The sequence below is a fragment of the Atopomonas sediminilitoris genome (genome assembly GCF_022601735.1).
In the GTDB taxonomy this organism is placed as follows: domain Bacteria; phylum Pseudomonadota; class Gammaproteobacteria; order Pseudomonadales; family Pseudomonadaceae; genus Atopomonas; species Atopomonas sediminilitoris.
In genome coordinates, this window is the sequence record NZ_JAKUMM010000009.1 from 145,850 (window position 1) to 164,130 (window position 18,281).

Consider the following 18,281-nt stretch of genomic DNA (forward strand, 5'->3'; position numbering starts at 1 on the left):
GCTCCTCCAGTGCAATAGCGCAGCGAGTTTAGCACTGCCCAATCAGACAAGAAACCGCTAGCAAGGTTCAAGCTCGACCCTGTTACCAAATATTTCTTTTACTTTTCAGACAGTTACTGCACCTGCGCTTCCAGCTCGCTGAGGTGCCGACCAACGGCCAACCAAGCACCGCAATAGCCCAACAAGATGGCGCCCAACAGCAGTAAAAAACCCTCTTCGAGCGGCACGCCAATCAGCTGAAAATCGCTTTGATACAGGCCCGCCAAGCGCACCACGGCATCGTTAAGCCAGCTCAAGCCTAGCGCTAGCAAGGCCCATGAGATCACTCCGGCGCCGACGCCATACAGCACGCCGATATACAGAAACGGCCGTCGCACGTAGCCATCCGTGCCGCCCACCAGCTTGATCACCTCAATCTCTTGGCGTCGCCCTTCGATCGACAAGCGAATGGTGTTGCCCACCACCAGCAGCAGACCGGCAATCAGCAGTAGGGCGATGCCAAACACGAAGCGCTGACCTAATTGCAGCATGGCCGCTAAGCGCTCAACCCAGCCCAAGTCGAGCTGAGCCTGCTCGACACCGGGCAAGGCTTGTAGCTCGCTGAGCAGCGCTTCTAACGCGGCGCGCTCGACCTCTTGCGGGGTGACCACGATCAGCGCTGGCAGCGGATTTTCCGGCAGCTCTTTGAGCGCCTCACCCAGTCCTGACTGCGCCTGAAACTCAGCCAGTGCTTGCTCGCGGCTAATCAACTGCGCGTCAGCAACATGCGCCAAACCACTGATCCGCGTATGCAGCTCTGCGCTTTGTTGCTCGGGCAGACGCAACTCTAAAAACACGCTGATTTGCGCCGCGCGCTGCCATGAGCCGCCGAGTTTTTCCAAGCTGTCCAGCAGTAAGCCCATGCCCATCGGCAGGCTCAAGGCGATCCCCATGACCAAACATGTCAGCAAGGTCGAGATCGGCTGCGCACGCAGACGCCCGAGGCTATCGAACAAACTGGCTTTATGACTGCGCCCGTAAGCGCGCCACTGCTCGCGCCAGCCGAGGCTGTCGCGCTTAGCGCCCCGCGCGGGTGGGCGAGCCGCCGCCGCAGGCTTGGCGATATCGGGCTGTTTGGGTTCGCTCATCAACCGCTCTCCCCATCGGCAATAATGCGCCCACGCTGCAAGGTCAGCAGGCGATGGCGCATGCGGGCAATCAACGCCAAGTCGTGGCTGGCCACCAGCACGGTAGTGCCTGCGCGATGAAAGTCTTCAAACAAGCCCATGATTTCGCTGGCTAAGCGCGGATCAAGGTTACCGGTCGGCTCATCGGCCAGTAACAACGCCGGTTTATGCACCACCGCACGAGCGATGCCAACACGCTGCTGTTCGCCGGTGGACAAGTCCTGGGGCAAGCACTTTTCCTTCCGCAGTAGACCCACTTTATCCAGCGCGGCATGCACGCGTTTGGTCATTTGCTCGTTGGTCATACCCAAAATCTGCAACGGCAGCGCCACGTTGGCGAACACCGAGCGGTCCGGCAAGAGACGATGATTTTGAAACACCACGCCAATCTGCCGCCGCAAAAAAGGCGTTTGTGCGTGCGTGATCTCACCCACGTCCTGCCCCGCCAGTAACACTTTGCCGGCGTTTGGTTTTTCTAGCGCGAGGATTAACTTGAGCAAGGTGCTCTTGCCGGCTCCCGAGTGCCCGGTAACAAAGACCATCTCGCCACGGTGCACACGAAAGCTGACGTCCACCAAGCCGGTATGGCCATTGGGATAACGTTTGCCCACCTGCTCGAAGCGAATCATTTACTTGTTCGCCCCGCTAAACAGCGCACGCACAAAGTCACTGGCCACAAACGGGCGCAAATCATCGATACCTTCACCCACACCGATGTAGCGAATCGGCAGTTTCATTTGCTGCGCTAAGGCAAAGATCACCCCGCCCTTGGCGGTGCCATCGAGCTTGGTTAGCGCAAGGCCGGTGAGGCTCACCGCCTGATTAAACTGTTTGGCTTGATTGAGCGCGTTTTGCCCGGTGCCGGCATCCAGCACCAGCAGTACTTCGTGCGGGGCGCTGTCATCAAGCTTGCCCATCACTCGCTTCACTTTCTTTAACTCTTCCATGAGGTTGTCTTTGTTGTGCAAGCGCCCGGCGGTGTCGGCAATCAACACATCACACCCGCGCGACTTAGCCGCTTGCACCGCATCAAAAATCACCGAGGCTGAGTCAGCGCCGGTGTGCTGGGCAATCACCGGAATCTGATTACGCTCGCCCCACACTTGCAACTGCTCAACCGCAGCGGCGCGGAAGGTGTCACCCGCCGCTAGCATGACTTTCTTGCCGTCTTGCTGCAGGCGCTTGGCCAACTTACCGATGGTGGTGGTTTTACCCACACCGTTCACCCCGACAACCAAAATCACGTACGGACTGGCACCGGCAATCTGCAAAGGTTGTTCAACCGGCTTGAGCAAGGCGGACAGTTCATCTTGCAGCGCTTTGAATAAACCATCGGCATCGGTCAAGTCTTTACGCTCGACCTTCCAAGTCAGGTTTTCCATGATCACGCGGGTCGCTTCGACGCCGACGTCCGAGGTCAGCAAGCGGGTTTCCACCTCGTCCATCAGGTCGTCATCAATTACTCGACGACCGAGAAACATGCTCGCCATGCCTTCGCCCAAGGTGGCGCCAGTCTTGGACAACCCTTGTTTTAGACGATTGAACAGGCTGTTTTTGTCTTCATTCGGCCGCGCCGCCGGTTGTTCGACTTTCACCGGTGCAGCGGGGGCTGCCTCTGCGGTTTCGCTAGCCGCTGGGGTTGCAGCTTGGTCTTTTTTACGCCCCCAACCAAACAAGCCTTTGCGCTCTTCGCCGGCCTGCGGTTTGTTGTCGTTTTTGCCACCCAACATGAATTAACTCGTACTTAGCGCGCAGGTTTGACCTGCTGAAAATAATTCGAGCGCCAAGGAGTCTGGGCGCTCGCACAATGACTGGCTGTCATAGTACCTGCTTGTGCCTGCAATGGTGATGTTTGCGGACAAAAGTCTACGGCAATCTGACCGGCAATTAGTCGCCCTGTAGCACCGCAGGCAATACCTCAAGCAAGCGATCGACCTTGAGCGGCGTGCGTATAAAGCCGCGCAAACGGCCATCGGGGCCAATCAAGGCCACATTACCGCCGTGATCGACGGTGTAATTGGGCTGGGTGGTATCGGCCGGAATAAACGGGATGCCGAGCACAGTGGCCAGTGCTTGGGTCTGCCCGATATCGCTGACCAAGCCGACGAAGCTTGGGTCAAAAAAACTGAGGTATTGCTTCAGCTGCGCCGGCGTGTCACGCGCTGGGTCCACGCTCACCAGTACCACTTGTGCGCGCGCCTTGGCGGCCTCGGGTAGACGGTGCTGTAACTGGCGCAACTCCGCTAAAACCGTGGGGCAAATATCAGGGCAAAAGGTGAAACCCAAGAACACTAAACGCCACTGGCCCAGCAACTGGCTCACGTCCTGTGCTTGTCCTTCACTACTGGTAAAGGTCAGCGCCGGCAGATCGCGCGCCTCTTGCAGCATTACCAGCCCGGCATCTAATTGCGCCGGCAGATCGGCCTTTTCACTGCCGCTCAGCACTTTTTGAATGGTTAAGCCCAGCACCATGGCGATCACCGCTAACAGCACGGCGACCGTTTTTTGCACATTGGTCATAGTTGAATTACCCCCTGCCAGTAATGATCTACCAGCAGGGCGATAAACAGCAAAAACAAATAACTGATGGAGTACTTAAACAGCCCAATGGCGGCGTGCGGCTTATTGTCACACCACAGTGACCATGCCCCATCGAGGAACTTAGCCCCCAGCGCCACGGCGGCTAGCAGGTAAATAACCCCGCTCATGTGGATCACAAACGGCAGCAGGCTAATGGCAAACAAAATAAAGCTGTACAGCACGATGTGCAGCTTGGTGTAGCGCTCACCGTGGGTGACCGGCAGCATGGGGATATCTGCCTTGGCGTATTCGGCTTTGCGGTGGATCGCCAAGGCCCAGAAGTGTGGCGGCGTCCAAGCGAAGATAATCAACACCAGCAGTAACGGTTCAGCGCTGACCTGCCCTGTGACCGCAACCCAACCGAGCAGCGGCGGTGCAGCGCCGGCCAAACCACCGATGACGATATTTTGCGGCGTAGCGCGCTTGAGAAAGCCAGTATAGATAGCCGCATAACCGAGCAAAGATGCCAAGGTCAGCCACAGCGTCAGCTCATTGGTGAAGGCCAGCAGCAAAGCGCTGCCTAATAATGTCAGCACCAGCGCAAACGTTATCACTTGCCACGGCGCTAACCGGCCCTGCGCCACAGGGCGCTTGTGGGTACGCGCCATCAGGCTATCGATACGCCGATCGACCAGATGATTAATCGCCGCTGCCGCGCCAGCGCACAAGCCAATTCCGGCATTGCCCAACAGCAATACTTGCCAGCTAACCCAGCCATCGGTTGCTAGCAGCATGCCGACCAATGAGGTGATCAACATCAACACCACCACCTTGGGCTTGGTCAGCTCAAGGTAGTCCTGCCAACGTGCTTTGGGACGACTCATCGTCTGCGTAGCGGTGGGGAGTACGGTAGCCATGCTGCTTCTCCTTATTGTTATTTTTGAGCGTTCGACTGAGCTTGCGCCAGTGGCGACCAAGTCGCGTGGCTGACGCGAGGGTGAGCGCTTGGTGCTGACCTGATGCGGTAGTTAATCGCCATCAAGGTTAGTGTCAGCCAAGCACCGCCGGCGTTGTGCGCCACGGCCACCCATAGCGGCAGATGAAACCAAACATTGCTTAAGCCGAGGCTGACCTGCAAAGCCAGCGCCAACAACAGTGCCTGCGCCAAACGCACCAAGCCCGCGCGCCACAAGCTGATCGACAGCAGCAATAGCAGCGTGCTGACCAGCAGCGCGCCTAAACGATGACTCATATGAATCGCCGTGCGCGCGTCGCTGTCGAGCTGCCCACCGAGGTAGTTAGGGCCGATGTGCTGGGTTAAATGAAAGCCATTGGCGAAATCCATCGTCGGCCACCACTGGCCGTGACACGTGGGCAAATCAACACACGCCACCGCCGCGTAATTGCTACTGACCCAGCCGCCCAGCGCCACTTGCAACACCACCGCAAACAAGCCCACAGCCGCCAAGGTACGCAAGCGTCGACGTAACTGCAGCGCGCTTAAAACCGGCCAGCGCTGCGACAAACGCAGGGTGAGCAAGGCTTGCAAACAGAGCGTGGTAAAGCCGCCCAACAAATGCGCAGTGACCACCTGCGGCCATAGCTTTAACGTCACCGTCCACATGCCAAAAGCAGCCTGTACGACCACCACGCCCAATAACAACAGCGGTAGTTTGACCGGTTGATCCGGCTCGTCGCGCCGCCGCCATGCCCCGATGGCTTGCGCCAAGATCAACACGCCGAGGGTGCCCGCAAAATAGCGATGCACCATTTCGTTCCAGCCTTTTTCTTCCTCCACCGGAGCATGGGGGAAGTGCTCTTGGGCATGCGCCAGTTGCGCATCAGTTTGTGGCACCGCAATAAAGCCATAACAGCCTGGCCAATCTGGACAGCCCAAACCAGCGTGGGTTAAGCGCGTGTAGGCACCTAATAGCACCACCACAAAAGCCAAAACGCAGGCAGCTAAGGCCAAGTTAAATCCAGGTTTGCGCATCACTCGTCCCTTAACCAATGTTGGACAACTTCAGCAAATGCCGCAGGTCATTGAGGATCGGCTTGCCCTCGGTGTCTGCGGCGTAGCGCAGCACTAAATTACCGTGCGGATCGACCAGCCACAGCTGACTGGCATTACCCTGCGGGCCGTCGCTCGGTAGCGCATGCTGGGTGATTTTTAGCTTGGGATCGGTGGCCTGCCACTGGCTGATTTGCTGCGGGCTAACCTCTTTAATCAATACATGATGCTCGGCGCGATTGGCCTCGCGGCCTAAGCCGATATGTATTTGCTTGCTGACATAAAGCAAGCGCTCGCAGCCGCTATCGCAGGCCTGCGGCACGGTAATCAGCAGTTGCCAACGGCCCTCGCCTTCAGCGGGATTAACCAAGCCCAAATCACTCAGACTTAAGCCTGGCGTGAGCATTTCGCCATGATGGCTGCGCGAGCCCGGCACCCAAAACTGGCCAAAGTACATAGCGGTTGCCAGCACCATGGGCAACACGGCCACGGCAAACAAGGCAATCAGTTGTAAGCGGCCGCGCCAAAGACGGGGCGGATTAGACGGTAGCGTGGTGGCGTTCATGGCGCTCTCCTCGACGCAAATTGATCCATTGATGGACAGACAAGCACAGCAGCGCCAACGCCAAGGCAAACCATTGCCAAGCGTAGGCGGTATGTTTCGCGGGACTCATATTGATGGTTGGCCAGCGGGTATCCAGCGCCGCCGGGCCTGGCGACAAGCGCAGTTCCCACGCAAAGCCCGCGCGACCTAATTGCGCCCACAGTGCGGCAGGGTCGCTGATCGTCGTTACATGCGGCCAGCCCGCTTGTTCAGCTGTGCCCAACTGCAAGGGCTGCTCGGTGCTTTGGTAGACCCAAGCGGTCAAACTGAGTGGCGCATCGGGGGTGTGTACGCGAGGGAGTTCATGCCGATCACGCCAACGCTGCCAGCCGCGGTTTATCAGCACCCACAGACCACTTTGTTGGTCGTAAAACGGCTGCAATACCTCCACCCCAGGGTGGCCATCACGCACGCGGTTATCCAGCAGCAAGGTGTGTTCCGCATCAAAACGGCCATGCAGTTGCACGCGGCGGTAGGCAAGGTCTTGCTGGTTTTCCAGCTGATACAGCGCTTGGGCTGGCAGTTGGCTGCGCGCCTGCCACGTGCTTTCTAGCATGCGCTTATGCTCGGCGCGCTCTAGCTGCCACACACCAAGACTGATCAAGAGCGGAATCAACAACACTGGCAGCAGCACGCCCAAGCACCAGCGTAAGCGCCGCACCGAACGAACGGCGCGCGGTGCGGGCGTGGCTATACTGCTGCCTGTGTCCATCCTGCATCCCCCGGAGTCACGCATGCTAAAAGCGGCGATCGTCCTGTTACTGCTGGCAACCCTTGCCAGCTTGTTTAGCGGCTTAGTCTTTTTGGTCAAAGACGACAGCAGCCGCTCCCGCGTGGTCAATGCGCTGACGGTGCGGGTCACTCTGACCGCGCTGACCGTCGCGCTGATTACCTATGGCTTCTTCACTGGCCAATTGGTCTCACATGTCGCTTGGTGAGTCTTAGAGCACGTAAACAAAGATAAACAGGCCTAGCCACACCACATCGACAAAGTGCCAATACCAGCTCGCCGCCTCAAAGCCGAAGTGCTGATCGGCGCTAAAATGCCCGCGCAGTATGCGCACCAGCATCACGCTCAGAATGATCGCGCCCATGGTCACGTGAGCGCCGTGAAAGCCGGTCAGCATGAAGAAGGTCGCACCGTAAATGCCCGAACCAAGGGTTAAACCCAGCTCGTTATAGGCATGGACGTACTCTTCAACCTGAAAGCCCAAGAACACCACACCTAGCGCCACGGTCAGCGCCAACCAGAGCTTGAGTGGGCCGCGCTTATTCTTTTTCAGCGCATGGTGGGCGAAGGTCACGGTGAAGCTCGACGTCACCAGCAAGATGGTGTTGATCAACGGCAAATGCCACGGATCAATCACGGCACTTGGCGCTGGAAATAACTTATTGTCGGGGTTGCTCAACAGCGGCCAGCTGAACTCGAAGCCTTGCCACAACATATTGGCCACGCCTTTGGCACCCTCGCCGCCTAGCCACGGGCCGGACAGCGTACGCACATAAAACAGCGCACCAAAGAATGCAGCGAAGAACATCACTTCAGAGAAGATGAACCAGCTCATGCCCCAGCGGAACGAGCGATCCATCTGCGCGCTGTATAGCCCCTGATGGCTTTCGCGGATGACATCGGCAAACCAGCCGTAGAGCATGTAAGCCAAGAACAGCGCGCCGACGAACATAATCATCGGCCCGCTGGATTCGGCACGCTCGGCAGATAAATCGTTAAACCAAGCGCCCAAACCATACAGCGTGGTGCTCAGGCCGATGGTCGCGATGATCGGCCACTTGCTTTGGGCGGGGACGTAGTACTGCTCGTGAGTATTGGCCATTCGTTGTTCTCCTTATCGTCCAGCCACGGGGACTGGCGGCATACGCGCAGTGATATCGAACAAGGTGTAGCCCAGCGTTAAGCGATGCACGTCGGCCGGAAGCTCCGGATCGACAATAAAGCGCACCGGCATTTCGATCGATTCGCCTGGCTGCAAGACTTGCTGGGTAAAACAGAAGCATTCGGTTTTTTGGAAGTACGCCGCCGCTTTTGACGGCGACACACTGGGAATAGCTTGCGCCGTCATGGGCTTGTCGCTGGGGTTGCGGGCGATAAAGCGCATCTCACTCACGCGTCCCGGTGTCACCACAACCTGATCACCCACCGGCTGAAACTCCCAGACCATGTCAGCGGCATTGGTGGCGACAAACTGCACTTTGACTTGTCGCGTCTCATCCACCTTGAGCGCACCTTGGTAGGCGCTGGTATTGGTTTTGCCGTTAATGCCGAACGCTTGGCACATCACGTCATAGATGGGCACCAAGGCAAAACCAAAGGCGAACATCGCCAGCACCACTCCCACAAGGCGCACGGTCAGCTGGCGAGTGGTCAAGGACGCGGCCATATCCGACTCACTTGACCTCAGGCGGGGTGCTAAAGGTGTGGTACGGCGCCGGCGAAGGCACACTCCACTCCAGCCCTTCGGCCCCATCCCACGGCTTGGCCTCGGCTTTTTTGCCACCGCGAATGCACTTGATCACGATGAACAAGAACAGCAACTGCGTCGCACCGAACATGAACGCGCCCATCGACGAAATCATGTTGAAGTCAGCAAATTGCAAGTTGTAGTCCGGAATGCGGCGCGGCATGCCGGCCAAGCCTACAAAGTGCATCGGGAAGAACGCGAGGTTCATGCCGATAAAGCTCATCCAGAAGTGGGTTTTGCCCAGCGTTTCGTCGTACATGTGGCCGGTCCACTTCGGCAGCCAGAAGTAGGCTGAGGCAAAAATGCCAAAGATTGCGCCCGGCACCAGCACATAGTGGAAGTGCGCCACCACAAAGTAGGTGTCGTGGTATTGGAAGTCCGCCGGGGCAATCGCCAGCATCAACCCCGAGAAGCCGCCAATGGTGAACAAGATGACGAATGCCACCGCAAACAGCATGGGCGTTTCGAAGGTCATCGAGCCGCGCCACATGGTGGTCACCCAGTTGAACACCTTCACCCCAGTGGGCACTGCAATCAGCATGGTGGCGTACATAAAGAACAGCTCACCGGTGAGCGGAATGCCCACGGTGAACATGTGGTGCGCCCACACGATGAACGACAAGAAGGCGATGGACGCGGTGGCGTACACCATCGAGGTGTAACCAAACAGCGGCTTGCGCGCGAAGGCTGGAATGATCGCGCTAACGGCGCCGAACGCCGGCAGGATCATGATGTACACCTCGGGGTGTCCGAAGAACCAGAACACATGCTGGAACAACACCGGATCACCGCCACCGGCGGCATTAAAGAAGCTGGTGCCGAAGTGAATATCCATCAACATCATGGTCACGCAGCCAGCCAGCACCGGCATTACCGCGATCAGCAAGAATGCAGTGATCAGCCACGTCCAGACGAACAACGGCATTTTCATCAACGTCATGCCGGGGGCGCGCAAGTTGAGGATGGTCGCGATCACGTTGATCGCCCCCATGATCGAACTCACACCCATCAGGTGCACACCGAAGATAAAGAACGTCACCGACTCCGGCGCATAGGTGGTGGAGAGTGGCGCGTAGAAGGTCCAGCCAAAATTCGGCCCGCCCGCCTCGGTAAACAAGGTCGACAGCAAGATGCCGAACGCCGCTGGCAACAACCAAAAGCTGAAGTTATTCATGCGCGGCAGAGCCATATCCGGCGCGCCGATCATCAACGGGATCATCCAGTTAGCCAAACCGACAAACGCCGGCATCACCGCACCGAAGACCATGATCAGGCCGTGCATGGTGGTCATTTGGTTGAAGAACTCTGGCTGCACAATCTGTAAGCCGGGCTGAAAAAGCTCTGCCCGAATCACCATGGCCATGCTGCCGCCGACCAAAAACATGATGAAACTGAACCACAAATACATACTGCCAATGTCTTTGTGGTTGGTGGTCAACACCCAGCGCATCAAGCCCTTGGCGGGGCCATGATGGTGGTCGTGCCCGGCATGGGCATGGGAATCAATCGCTGCACTCATGTCGGTCTCCTTATTCTTGCGCTTGCTTGTACTTCACCACGTCTTGCGGGGTGAGCATGTCACCCAGCGCATTACCCCAAGCGTTACGCTCGTAAGTAATGATCGCGGCAATATCGACTTCCGACAGTTGCTTGCCGTACGCCGCCATCGCGGTGCCGGGCTTGCCGTTGAAGACGATGTCCAAGTGTCCGTCGATAGGGCCAGTGGCAATGGCCGAGCCTTTTAGTGCGGGGAACACCGGCGGCATGCCCTCGCCGCTGGCTTGGTGACAAGCCGCGCAATTGCTTTGATAAGCCTTCTCTCCGCGCGCCATCAGCTCATCGAGTGTCCAGTTTTTACTGGTCAACTCACGCTGCGCGGCGGCAGCGGCTTTCTTCTCAGCCAACCACGCGGCGTAGTCTTCCGGCGTCTTCACATCCACCACGATGGGCATAAAACCATGGTCTTTGCCGCATAGCTCGGCGCACTGGCCGCGGTAGATGCCGGGCTTATCAACCTTGGTCCAGCTTTCGTTGATAAAGCCTGGGATAGCGTCTTTTTTAACCGCCAAGTCCGGCACCCACCAGGCGTGAATCACGTCGGCGGCGGTGATCAAGAAGCGCACTTTTTTACCCGCAGGGATCACCAACGGCTCGTCCACTTCCAGCAGGTAGTGTTCGCCTTTGTCGTCTTGGTTATGAATTTGCGTGCTAGGCGTACTGAGATTGCTGAAGAAGGCGACGTCTTCGCCCAAGTATTTGTACTGCCATTTCCACTGATAACCGGTGATCTGAATATCCAGATCCGCCTCACTGGTGTCGTAAATCTCGATCAAGGTCTTGGTTGCCGGCACCGCCATCGCCAGCAAGATGACCAACGGCAACACCGTCCACAACACCTCAACGCTGGTGCTTTCGTGAAAGTGCGCTGGTTGTTGGCCGCTGGAGCGGCGATGAATCAGCATCGACCAGAACATCACGCCGAATACCACGACGCCGATGGCGACGCAGATCCAGAAGATAATCATGTGAAGGTCGAAGACACTCTGGCTGATATCAGTCACACCAGGGCGCATATTGACAGCCCACTCCGCTTGCACCGTAAAACTGGCGCACGCCAAGAGCAGCCCTGCTAGCACAGGACGTCGAAGCATCTCGGGTTCCCCTATCTTTCTTGTTATGCCCGCCGGTAAACCGTGCTGGCTCGGGGTTCGGTGGCAATACAGCCTGCTCGATGAGCTTTGTCGCCGTGACCTCGGTTCCCTGCCTGAGTTTGACCAGTGGGTCCCAATGGGTTCGCGTTTCGCCTTTGAGTATAGACAGGCATTGCGATGTGGCAATTTGTCGCAGTGTGATTTTCTGCAAATCTTGGCAAAGCCTTGATTGGCGCGGCCTTGCGCGATAAACCCGTTAGCTAACCGCAAAAAACTGACGCTTTTATTACCAAGCGGTCTAACTGTTTCCGCCACCCTGTACTAACGTGTCTGCGACTGCATTAACTCCGGGGGGAGACATGTCAAAAGCAATCGTGTTTAACCAGCTGATCGACGAGGCGCGCGCCTACGAAGCTCGCACGGGCGAACTTAAGCGCTACCTCAACGAACAAGTAACCCGCCTTCATCCCAGCATTCGCAGTGAAGGCGATCCTTTAGACAACCTGATGCACTTTGTTGAGCAGTACATCGCCCATGTGCCCGAGTTTCTTGATGCAGCCACCCGTGTGGCGGTTGAGTCGGGCCTGACTGAGGCGGTAATGCCGCTCTTGCGCGCGGCCGAGTACTTCTTTGTCGAGCCACCACCACAACTGGACGGTCATCGCGGTTTAGACGCTTTGCTCGACGAAGCCTATCTGGCGCACCGCTTAGTTGAAGAGGTTAACGACTGTTACATGCAGCAGCTGGGGCAGCCGTTGATTCCGATGGATTTAACCGTGGCCAACCTGATCGTCCATCAATTGATTGGCGAGCCGTTTGCCAATGAGCTAGATGAACTGGTGCACTGCGCCGCCGTGCATATGGTGGATTCCTCGCGCTTTGATGCCGTCAGTTTAGATGCCTACCGCGCGCGCTTAAGTGACCCCAATGTCAAAGCCGCTTGGCGTCAATGGCCATGCATGTCGCAAACCTTAGGTCTTGAGCTGGCATGGGCTCATCAAGCGGTAGCGTGCTGATTACTCTTTTGCGTCTCGGTCGCCTCGTATCGCGCGGCTAACTGAGTAGGTCACTCTGGCGGCTGTCGAGGGCTTAGCCCTTGCGCCGGTGGTGTCCTAATACTGTCTGCTCTGCCGCTGACTGCGGCGCCTTTTAGTGCCTGCAGCTCACGCAACCTTTACCAATCCTCTGGGGAACTTAAGCCCATTCTTGCCGGTCTGTTGCCGAGCCAACGCCGCGCTTGCGGTATGCTTGCAACCTTTCTTCCTTTCACAACCCCCCAAGGAGCTTACCTTGCCTCGGTTGTTCTCGTTATTTGCGTTATGCCTGTGCGCCCTCGGCAATGTGGCACACGCAGAAACCCCGCTACAAACCCACGAATTTATTCTCGCCAACGGCCTAAAAGTACTGGTTCGTGAAGATCACCGCGCCCCCGTGGTGGTTTCGCAGCTGTGGTACAAGGTTGGTTCCAGCTACGAGCTGCCGGGGCAAAGCGGCCTCTCGCACGCCTTAGAGCACATGATGTTCAAAGGCTCGAGCAAGCTGGCACCGGGCGAATCTTCGCGCATCCTGCGTGAGCTTGGTGCGGAAGAAAACGCCTTTACCAGCAGCGACTTCACCGCTTATTACCAAGTGCTCAGCAGTGATCGCCTAGCCATCGCCTTAGAGATGGAAGCCGACCGCATGGCGACGCTGCAGTTGCCCGCTGATGAATTCAGCAAAGAGATCGAGGTGATCAAAGAGGAACGCCGCCTGCGCACCGACGACAACCCTAATCGGCTGGCGTATGAGCGCTTCGTCACCCTCGCCTACCCCGCCAGCAGTTACCGCATCCCCACGGTGGGCTGGATGGCAGACTTAGACCGCATGCAGATTGGCGAGCTGCGCGACTGGTACACCCAGTGGTACGCCCCCAATAACGCCACGTTAGTCGTGGTGGGCGATGTGCAGCCTAGCGAGGTACAAGCCTTGGCCGAACGCTTCTTCGGCCCTATTCCAGCACGGGCGATTCCACCGGCCAAACGACCACTGGAACTGGCCGAGCCGGGCGAGCGCTTTCTGACCTTGCACGTGCGCACCCAACTACCCAGCGTATTGATTGGCTTTAACGTGCCCAGCTTGGCCACCGCTGACAATGCCCGCGATGTGCACGCTCTACGCTTGCTCAGCGCCCTGCTCGATGGCGGTTATAGCTCGCGCATCCCGACCCGCCTTGAGCGTGAACAAGAGCTGATCGCCGGCGGCGGAAGCAGCTACGACGCGTTTCGCCGCGGCGACAGCCTCTTTACGTTAAGCGCCGTGCCCAACGTGCAAAAACAGCGCACCCTCGCCGAGGTAGAGGCAGGCCTGTGGGCCGAGTTGGAGGCTCTTAAAACCACGCCACCCAGCAGCGCAGAACTGGCCCGCGTGCGGGCGCAAGTGATTGCCGGCCTCGTGTATGAGCGGGACTCGATCACCGCACAAGCCATGACCTTAGGCTCACTGGAAACCGTCGGCCTATCGTGGACGTTAATGGACGAAGACCTCGCCGCCTTAGAAGCTGTGACGCCCGCTGACATCCAGCGTGTCGCGCAAACCTACTTCACCCGCAGCCGCTTGACCCGCGCCCATGTGTTGCCACAAGCCAGCGCCACTGCCGCACCGGAGAGCGTTGATGAATAAGCCCCGTTTTGACCTCATCGGTCTGTTTGCCTTTTTACTGCTGGCCTTTGTGGTTGGCGTCATGCTGGCGGATAACTTTGATCAGCCCGCCGCTCACGCCAAGACTGACTCAACCGCCAACACGCCCACGCTTGAGACACTCAAAGCACTCGAGCAACAAAGCCCAGCGCCGCGTGCGCTGAACATCCAGCGCTGGACCACCGACAACGGCTTGCGCGTGTTGTTTATGCCCGCGCACGAGCTGCCCATGTTTGACCTGCGCCTGACCTTTAATGCCGGCTCCGCCCGTGACGGCGCGCAAGCCGGGTTAGCCATGCTCACCAACGTCATGCTCAATGAAGGCACCGGCACGCTAGACACCACCGCCATCGCCGCAGGCTTTGAAGACCTAGGCGCGCAGTTTGGCAACGGCGCCTACCGCGACATGGCTATCGCCAGTCTACGTTCGCTGAGCAACCCAGCGCAGCGCGAGCCGGCCCTGACCCTGTTTCGCCAAGTCGTGGCGCAGCCCAGCTTTCCCGCCGCCGCCTTAGCGCGGATGAAGAACCAAATCTTGGCCGGTTTTGAGTACGACAAGCAAAACCCCAGCAAACAGTCGCAACAAGCCTTTTTCAAGGCCTTATACGGTAGCCATCCTTACGCACATAACAGCGACGGCACGCCTGCGAGCATTCAAGCACTCACCGCCGCTGATCTGCGCACCTTCCATCACCGCGCCTACAGCGCCGGCAATGCGGTGCTTACGGTGGTAGGCAACCTCAGTCGCGATGAAGTCGACGCTATCGCCAACCAGCTTAGCCAAGCCTTACCCCAAGGCCCTGCACTTGACGCCATTCCCGCACCGGCCAAACCGAGGGCAGGCCTGCAGCACATCGACTTCCCCAGCCAACAAACCCACCTACTGTTGGGCGAACTGGGCGTGTCACGACACGACGCCGACTACGCGGCCGTTTACTTGGGCAACCAAATCCTAGGCGGTGGCGGGTTTGGCACTCGCCTGATGGAAGAAGTGCGCGAAAAGCGCGGCCTGACCTACGGCATCTACTCAGGGTTCAGCCCCATGCAGGCGCGCGGCCCCTTTATGATCAGCGTGCAGACCCGTGCTGAGCAAAGCGAAGGCACGTTGGCGCTGATCAAGCAGCTATTGGCCGACTACCTTAAAACTGGCCCTAGTGATGCGGAGCTAGCCGCCGCCAAGCGTGAGCTGGCCGGCAGCTATCCGTTATCCAGTGCCAGCAATGCCGACATTCTGGGACAACTGGCCGCCATAGGTTTCTATGATTTACCCAGCGACCACCTGCAGCGCTTTATGGATAAAATCCAGTCGCTGAGCCGTGACGAAGTGACTGCCGCCATGGCACGCCAATTGAGTGTCGATGATCTGGTCATCATCAGCCTCGGCCCCACCGTCGAGCAGCAACCCATTCCCGCGCCAGGCAGCCAAACCTTGCCCGCGCCTAGCAGTGTTCCGGAGCATTGATGAAGTCGCGCCGCTCTTCGCCCGCCCAGTCACCCGCCAACGCCACAGGTGGCCAGCTACGCATCATTGGTGGCACATGGCGCAGCCGGCGCTTGAGCTTTCCCGCTGTGCCGGGCCTCAGGCCAACGCCGGATCGCGTGCGCGAAACGCTGTTTAACTGGCTGACCGGCACCCTCGAAGGAGCGCATGTGCTCGACCCCTTCGCCGGTAGCGGTGCGCTGTTGCTGGAGGCCCTGTCACGCGGCGCTGCCAGTGGGCTTGGCTTTGATGCCAACAGCGCTGCGGTCAGCAGCTTACGCAGCAATCTGCAACTGTTGCAGTGCAGCAACGGCGAGATTCGCCAAGGCGATGCGCTGGCGTTATTAGCGCAAACACCGACACAAGCCTTTGATCTGGTCTTGCTCGACCCGCCCTTCCACCAAGATCTGCTTGCTCAAGCCTGCCACCTGCTGGAGCAGCACGGCTGGCTTAAGCCGCGCGCATGGATCTACAGCGAGAGCGAGCAAGCGCCATCGAGCCTAGGCCTGCCCAGTCACTGGCGCCTGCACCGCGAAAAACAAGCCGGCCAAGTGCACTACGCCTTGTGGCAACGCCTGGAAGAAGAGTCCTAAGCCAAGGCGTTGCTTTTACTGGGCTTGGACTAACCGCCACTGGGCCGTCGCCTCAGGCGTAGTCGTACGGCCCTCCTTTGCTCAGCGCTTGCTGATAGGCGGGCCGCGCGTGCACGCGCTTTACGTAAGCGGCAATGTTGGGTAATTGCTGTGCCAGCGTCGAGCGACTGATCGCAGCCTCCAACGGGAAGATCATCTGAAAGTCAGCCGCACTCAGCTCATCACCTGCAAACCAAGTGTGCGTCGCTAAATGGGTGTCGATATAACGCAAATGTGTGCTGACGTTCGGCTCGACGAAGCTCTGCATCACCTGATTGGCAATGCCTTTGGCCACGGGCTTAATGAAAAACGGCATAGGCGCTTCTTTGATTTTGCGAAACACCAACGACATCACCAAAAATGGCATCAACGACCCTTCGGCATAGTGCAGCCAGTAGCGCGCCTGCCGCGCCGCCTCACTTGCCGCTGAGGGCTGGAAACGCCCTTGGCCATGATGCTCGATCAAGTGCTCGATAATCACCGCGGATTCGGCCACCACAACTTCGTCATCGGTCAGCACCGGCGACTTGCCCAGTGGGTGTACCGCCTTGAGGCTTTCCGGCGCCAGATTAGTCTTGGCATCACGCTGGTAATGCTCGATGCGATACGGCACGGCCAGTTCTTCCAACAACCACAGCACACGCTGCGAGCGGGAATTATTAAGATGGTGGATCGTTAACATGCAGGCATCCTTAAGAGATTGAGTAAAAGCACTAACCGCGTGCAACCGCAGCCCTGATTAGTCGCGTGGCACGGAGGCAGTCCGCTAGACAACAGGTTTACGCCAACACTCGCCAGCGCCCAAGCACTATTCAGCCCGTGTATCAGCCTTCCGTCACGCCAAGCCCTAGGGTAGCGTAGCCCAACATAAAACTGATCATGTGCTTATGACCCGCTCGTTTACCCCTGCTTGGTGGCTGCCAGGCCCGCACCTGCAAACGTTGTATGGCCCCTTATTGCGCCGCCGATCAGCGCTGGCACGTCAGCGCGAGCGCTTGTGGCTAGCCGATGGCGACTTTCTTGATCTCGACTGGCACAAACCACAGGGCATGCGTCACGACGCTCCGCTGACCGTGCTGCTGCACGGGCTGACCGGCTCATCTGACTCGCATTACGTACTGGGTTTACAACAAGCGCTGGCGAAACGCTGCTGGCCGAGCGTAGCGGTGAACTGGCGCGGCTGCTCTGGTGAGGTTAATCGCCTGCCGCGCAGCTACCACTCAGGTGCGAGCGATGATTTAAGCGAAGTGCTCAGCCACATCGCCGCCTGCTGGCCGTTGGGGCCACGCATTGCGGTGGGCTACTCGCTGGGCGGCAACGTGCTGTTGAAGTATTTAGGTGAGCACGGTTCACGTGCCTTGGTCACTGCGGCGGTAGCGGTATCCGTGCCGTATCGGCTGGATCACTGCGCTGAACGCATCAACCAAGGCTTCTCCAAAGTCTATCAAAAGCATTTTATGGACGAGATGCTGGCCTACCTCAACGCCAAACTCGAACATTTTGCCTGCAGCGGGCAAATGCCTGAACACCAGCACCTGAGCCGTTTAGGCCGGCGCGACGATGTGCATACTTTCTGGGACTATGACGACCGTTTTACCGCGCCATTACATGGGTATGCCGACGTACACGACTACTATCGCCGCGCCTCAAGCCGCTTCTATCTCGGCGAGATCACAGTCCCCTGCTTACTGATCCAAGCGCAAGATGACCCGTTTGTATTCCGCCACAGCTTGCCTGAAGCACGAGAGCTTTCACCCAGCACCACGCACGAATGGCATCGGCACGGTGGCCATGTCGGGTTTGTCGAAGCACAAGGGTTTTATTTAGAACGGCGCATACCAGAATGGTTGGCCGAACTCTGCCGTACAGCGTAACAACGTCTTTGCAACTCTGTGCGGCCTAAGCCCCATAGCTAGACGAAAAACGCGCTAACTATGCGCATGCACCAAGCAGCGCACAGAACAGCCGCTGTAACTTTTCCTTGGCACAAAGCAAAACCCCCGAGCCATTGGCTCAGGGGTTTTGGGATAGGTGCTTGACGATGACCTACTCTCACATGGGGAG

19 protein-coding genes are annotated in these 18,281 nt (G+C 58.1%); 6 read left to right on the forward strand and 13 right to left on the reverse strand.

Annotated features, from left to right (window positions below; genetic code table 11):
• Positions 1–113 precede the first annotated feature (113 nt).
• The 8 genes from ftsX to MKI83_RS14940 form a co-directional block, all read right to left on the reverse strand.
• Positions 114–1,127 (reverse strand): permease-like cell division protein FtsX, encoded by a 1,014-nt coding sequence (gene ftsX / locus MKI83_RS14905; RefSeq protein ID WP_241587982.1) that lies wholly within the window; start codon positions 1,125–1,127, stop codon positions 114–116.
• Positions 1,127–1,795 (reverse strand): cell division ATP-binding protein FtsE, encoded by a 669-nt coding sequence (ftsE, locus tag MKI83_RS14910; RefSeq protein WP_241587983.1) that lies wholly within the window; start codon positions 1,793–1,795, stop codon positions 1,127–1,129. Before ftsE ends, ftsX begins: the two co-directional genes overlap by 1 nt.
• Complete coding sequence (ftsY, locus tag MKI83_RS14915; protein WP_241587984.1) at positions 1,796–2,896, reverse strand: signal recognition particle-docking protein FtsY; 1,101 nt, start codon at positions 2,894–2,896, stop codon at positions 1,796–1,798.
• 157 nt (positions 2,897–3,053) lie between these two features.
• Positions 3,054–3,686 carry an SCO family protein gene (locus tag MKI83_RS14920; RefSeq protein WP_241587986.1) on the reverse strand — a complete coding sequence of 211 codons (633 nt, stop codon included), beginning with the start codon at positions 3,684–3,686 and terminating at the stop codon, positions 3,054–3,056.
• The gene (gene cyoE / locus MKI83_RS14925) at positions 3,683–4,603 is read right to left on the reverse strand and encodes a heme o synthase (RefSeq protein WP_241587987.1); all 921 of its coding nucleotides are present in this window, start codon (positions 4,601–4,603) and stop codon (positions 3,683–3,685) included. The genes MKI83_RS14920 and cyoE overlap by 4 nt, the downstream gene beginning before the upstream one ends.
• A gap of 17 nt (positions 4,604–4,620) precedes the next feature.
• Positions 4,621–5,679 (reverse strand): COX15/CtaA family protein, encoded by a 1,059-nt coding sequence (locus MKI83_RS14930; RefSeq protein WP_370867406.1) that lies wholly within the window; start codon positions 5,677–5,679, stop codon positions 4,621–4,623.
• 10 nt (positions 5,680–5,689) lie between these two features.
• Positions 5,690–6,262 (reverse strand): redox-active disulfide-containing membrane protein, encoded by a 573-nt coding sequence (locus MKI83_RS14935; RefSeq protein WP_241587988.1) that lies wholly within the window; start codon positions 6,260–6,262, stop codon positions 5,690–5,692.
• Positions 6,237–7,013 (reverse strand): SURF1 family protein, encoded by a 777-nt coding sequence (locus MKI83_RS14940; protein ID WP_241587989.1) that lies wholly within the window; start codon positions 7,011–7,013, stop codon positions 6,237–6,239. The genes MKI83_RS14935 and MKI83_RS14940 overlap by 26 nt, the downstream gene beginning before the upstream one ends.
• A 22-nt stretch (positions 7,014–7,035) precedes the next feature.
• Here MKI83_RS14940 and MKI83_RS14945 point away from each other — a divergent pair, with 22 nt between their 5' ends.
• A complete protein-coding gene (locus MKI83_RS14945) occupies positions 7,036–7,239 on the forward strand; it encodes a twin transmembrane helix small protein (protein WP_241587991.1) in 204 nt (67 codons plus the stop codon).
• 3 nt (positions 7,240–7,242) lie between these two features.
• Here the strand turns inward: MKI83_RS14945 and MKI83_RS14950 are convergent, their stop codons facing one another.
• The 4 genes from MKI83_RS14950 to coxB are packed head-to-tail and all read right to left on the reverse strand — an operon-like array spanning position 7,243 to position 11,429.
• Positions 7,243–8,133, reverse strand: coding sequence for a cytochrome c oxidase subunit 3 (locus MKI83_RS14950; RefSeq protein ID WP_241587992.1), 891 nt, complete (start codon positions 8,131–8,133; stop codon positions 7,243–7,245).
• A gap of 12 nt (positions 8,134–8,145) precedes the next feature.
• Positions 8,146–8,697 (reverse strand): cytochrome c oxidase assembly protein, encoded by a 552-nt coding sequence (locus MKI83_RS14955; protein ID WP_241587993.1) that lies wholly within the window; start codon positions 8,695–8,697, stop codon positions 8,146–8,148.
• A gap of 7 nt (positions 8,698–8,704) precedes the next feature.
• Positions 8,705–10,297: a cytochrome c oxidase subunit I gene (gene ctaD, locus MKI83_RS14960; protein WP_241587995.1), complete on the reverse strand. Its 1,593-nt coding sequence runs from the start codon at positions 10,295–10,297 to the stop codon at positions 8,705–8,707.
• A gap of 10 nt (positions 10,298–10,307) precedes the next feature.
• Positions 10,308–11,429, reverse strand: a complete 1,122-nt coding sequence (coxB, locus tag MKI83_RS14965; protein WP_241587996.1) for a cytochrome c oxidase subunit II — start codon at positions 11,427–11,429, stop codon at positions 10,308–10,310.
• 359 nt (positions 11,430–11,788) lie between these two features.
• Between coxB and MKI83_RS14970 the strand changes: the two genes are divergently transcribed.
• The 4 genes from MKI83_RS14970 to rsmD all read left to right on the forward strand — a co-directional run bounded on the left by MKI83_RS14970 (position 11,789) and on the right by rsmD (position 16,178).
• Positions 11,789–12,445, forward strand: coding sequence for a hypothetical protein (locus tag MKI83_RS14970; protein ID WP_241587998.1), 657 nt, complete (start codon positions 11,789–11,791; stop codon positions 12,443–12,445).
• Positions 12,446–12,752: 307 nt separating this feature from the next.
• Positions 12,753–14,087 (forward strand): M16 family metallopeptidase, encoded by a 1,335-nt coding sequence (locus MKI83_RS14975; RefSeq protein ID WP_241588008.1) that lies wholly within the window; start codon positions 12,753–12,755, stop codon positions 14,085–14,087.
• On the forward strand, positions 14,080–15,567 hold the full coding sequence (locus tag MKI83_RS14980; protein WP_370867407.1) for a M16 family metallopeptidase: 1,488 nt from the start codon (positions 14,080–14,082) through the stop codon (positions 15,565–15,567). The genes MKI83_RS14975 and MKI83_RS14980 overlap by 8 nt, the downstream gene beginning before the upstream one ends.
• Complete coding sequence (gene rsmD / locus MKI83_RS14985) at positions 15,567–16,178, forward strand: 16S rRNA (guanine(966)-N(2))-methyltransferase RsmD (RefSeq protein WP_241587999.1); 612 nt, start codon at positions 15,567–15,569, stop codon at positions 16,176–16,178. Before MKI83_RS14980 ends, rsmD begins: the two co-directional genes overlap by 1 nt.
• A gap of 52 nt (positions 16,179–16,230) precedes the next feature.
• Here the strand turns inward: rsmD and MKI83_RS14990 are convergent, their stop codons facing one another.
• Entirely contained in the window at positions 16,231–16,899 is a 669-nt protein-coding gene (locus MKI83_RS14990; RefSeq protein ID WP_241588001.1) for a glutathione S-transferase, read from the reverse strand.
• Positions 16,900–17,104: 205 nt separating this feature from the next.
• Here MKI83_RS14990 and MKI83_RS14995 point away from each other — a divergent pair, with 205 nt between their 5' ends.
• Positions 17,105–18,091: a hydrolase gene (locus MKI83_RS14995; protein ID WP_241588002.1), complete on the forward strand. Its 987-nt coding sequence runs from the start codon at positions 17,105–17,107 to the stop codon at positions 18,089–18,091.
• Positions 18,092–18,281 lie beyond the last annotated feature (190 nt).

Bases quoted from the DNA above. Each gene is read 5' to 3' on its own strand.
- MKI83_RS14980 (WP_370867407.1), top strand. From the start codon at position 14,080: ATGAATAAGCCCCGTTTTGACCTCATCGGTCTGTTTGCCTTTTTACTG.
- MKI83_RS14945 (WP_241587991.1), top strand. From the start codon at position 7,036: ATGCTAAAAGCGGCGATCGTCCTGTTACTGCTGGCAACCCTTGCCAGC.
- MKI83_RS14920 (WP_241587986.1), bottom strand. From the start codon at position 3,686: ATGACCAATGTGCAAAAAACGGTCGCCGTGCTGTTAGCGGTGATCGCC.
- MKI83_RS14935 (WP_241587988.1), bottom strand. From the start codon at position 6,262: ATGAACGCCACCACGCTACCGTCTAATCCGCCCCGTCTTTGGCGCGGC.
- cyoE (WP_241587987.1), bottom strand. From the start codon at position 4,603: ATGGCTACCGTACTCCCCACCGCTACGCAGACGATGAGTCGTCCCAAA.
- ftsX (WP_241587982.1), bottom strand. From the start codon at position 1,127: ATGAGCGAACCCAAACAGCCCGATATCGCCAAGCCTGCGGCGGCGGCT.
- MKI83_RS14995 (WP_241588002.1), top strand. From the start codon at position 17,105: ATGACCCGCTCGTTTACCCCTGCTTGGTGGCTGCCAGGCCCGCACCTG.
- MKI83_RS14990 (WP_241588001.1), bottom strand. From the start codon at position 16,899: ATGTTAACGATCCACCATCTTAATAATTCCCGCTCGCAGCGTGTGCTG.
- MKI83_RS14930 (WP_370867406.1), bottom strand. From the start codon at position 5,679: ATGCGCAAACCTGGATTTAACTTGGCCTTAGCTGCCTGCGTTTTGGCT.
- ftsE (WP_241587983.1), bottom strand. From the start codon at position 1,795: ATGATTCGCTTCGAGCAGGTGGGCAAACGTTATCCCAATGGCCATACC.
- rsmD (WP_241587999.1), top strand. From the start codon at position 15,567: ATGAAGTCGCGCCGCTCTTCGCCCGCCCAGTCACCCGCCAACGCCACA.
- MKI83_RS14970 (WP_241587998.1), top strand. From the start codon at position 11,789: ATGTCAAAAGCAATCGTGTTTAACCAGCTGATCGACGAGGCGCGCGCC.
- MKI83_RS14940 (WP_241587989.1), bottom strand. From the start codon at position 7,013: ATGGACACAGGCAGCAGTATAGCCACGCCCGCACCGCGCGCCGTTCGT.
- MKI83_RS14950 (WP_241587992.1), bottom strand. From the start codon at position 8,133: ATGGCCAATACTCACGAGCAGTACTACGTCCCCGCCCAAAGCAAGTGG.
- MKI83_RS14955 (WP_241587993.1), bottom strand. From the start codon at position 8,697: ATGGCCGCGTCCTTGACCACTCGCCAGCTGACCGTGCGCCTTGTGGGA.
- coxB (WP_241587996.1), bottom strand. From the start codon at position 11,429: ATGCTTCGACGTCCTGTGCTAGCAGGGCTGCTCTTGGCGTGCGCCAGT.
- ctaD (WP_241587995.1), bottom strand. From the start codon at position 10,297: ATGAGTGCAGCGATTGATTCCCATGCCCATGCCGGGCACGACCACCAT.
- ftsY (WP_241587984.1), bottom strand. From the start codon at position 2,896: ATGTTGGGTGGCAAAAACGACAACAAACCGCAGGCCGGCGAAGAGCGC.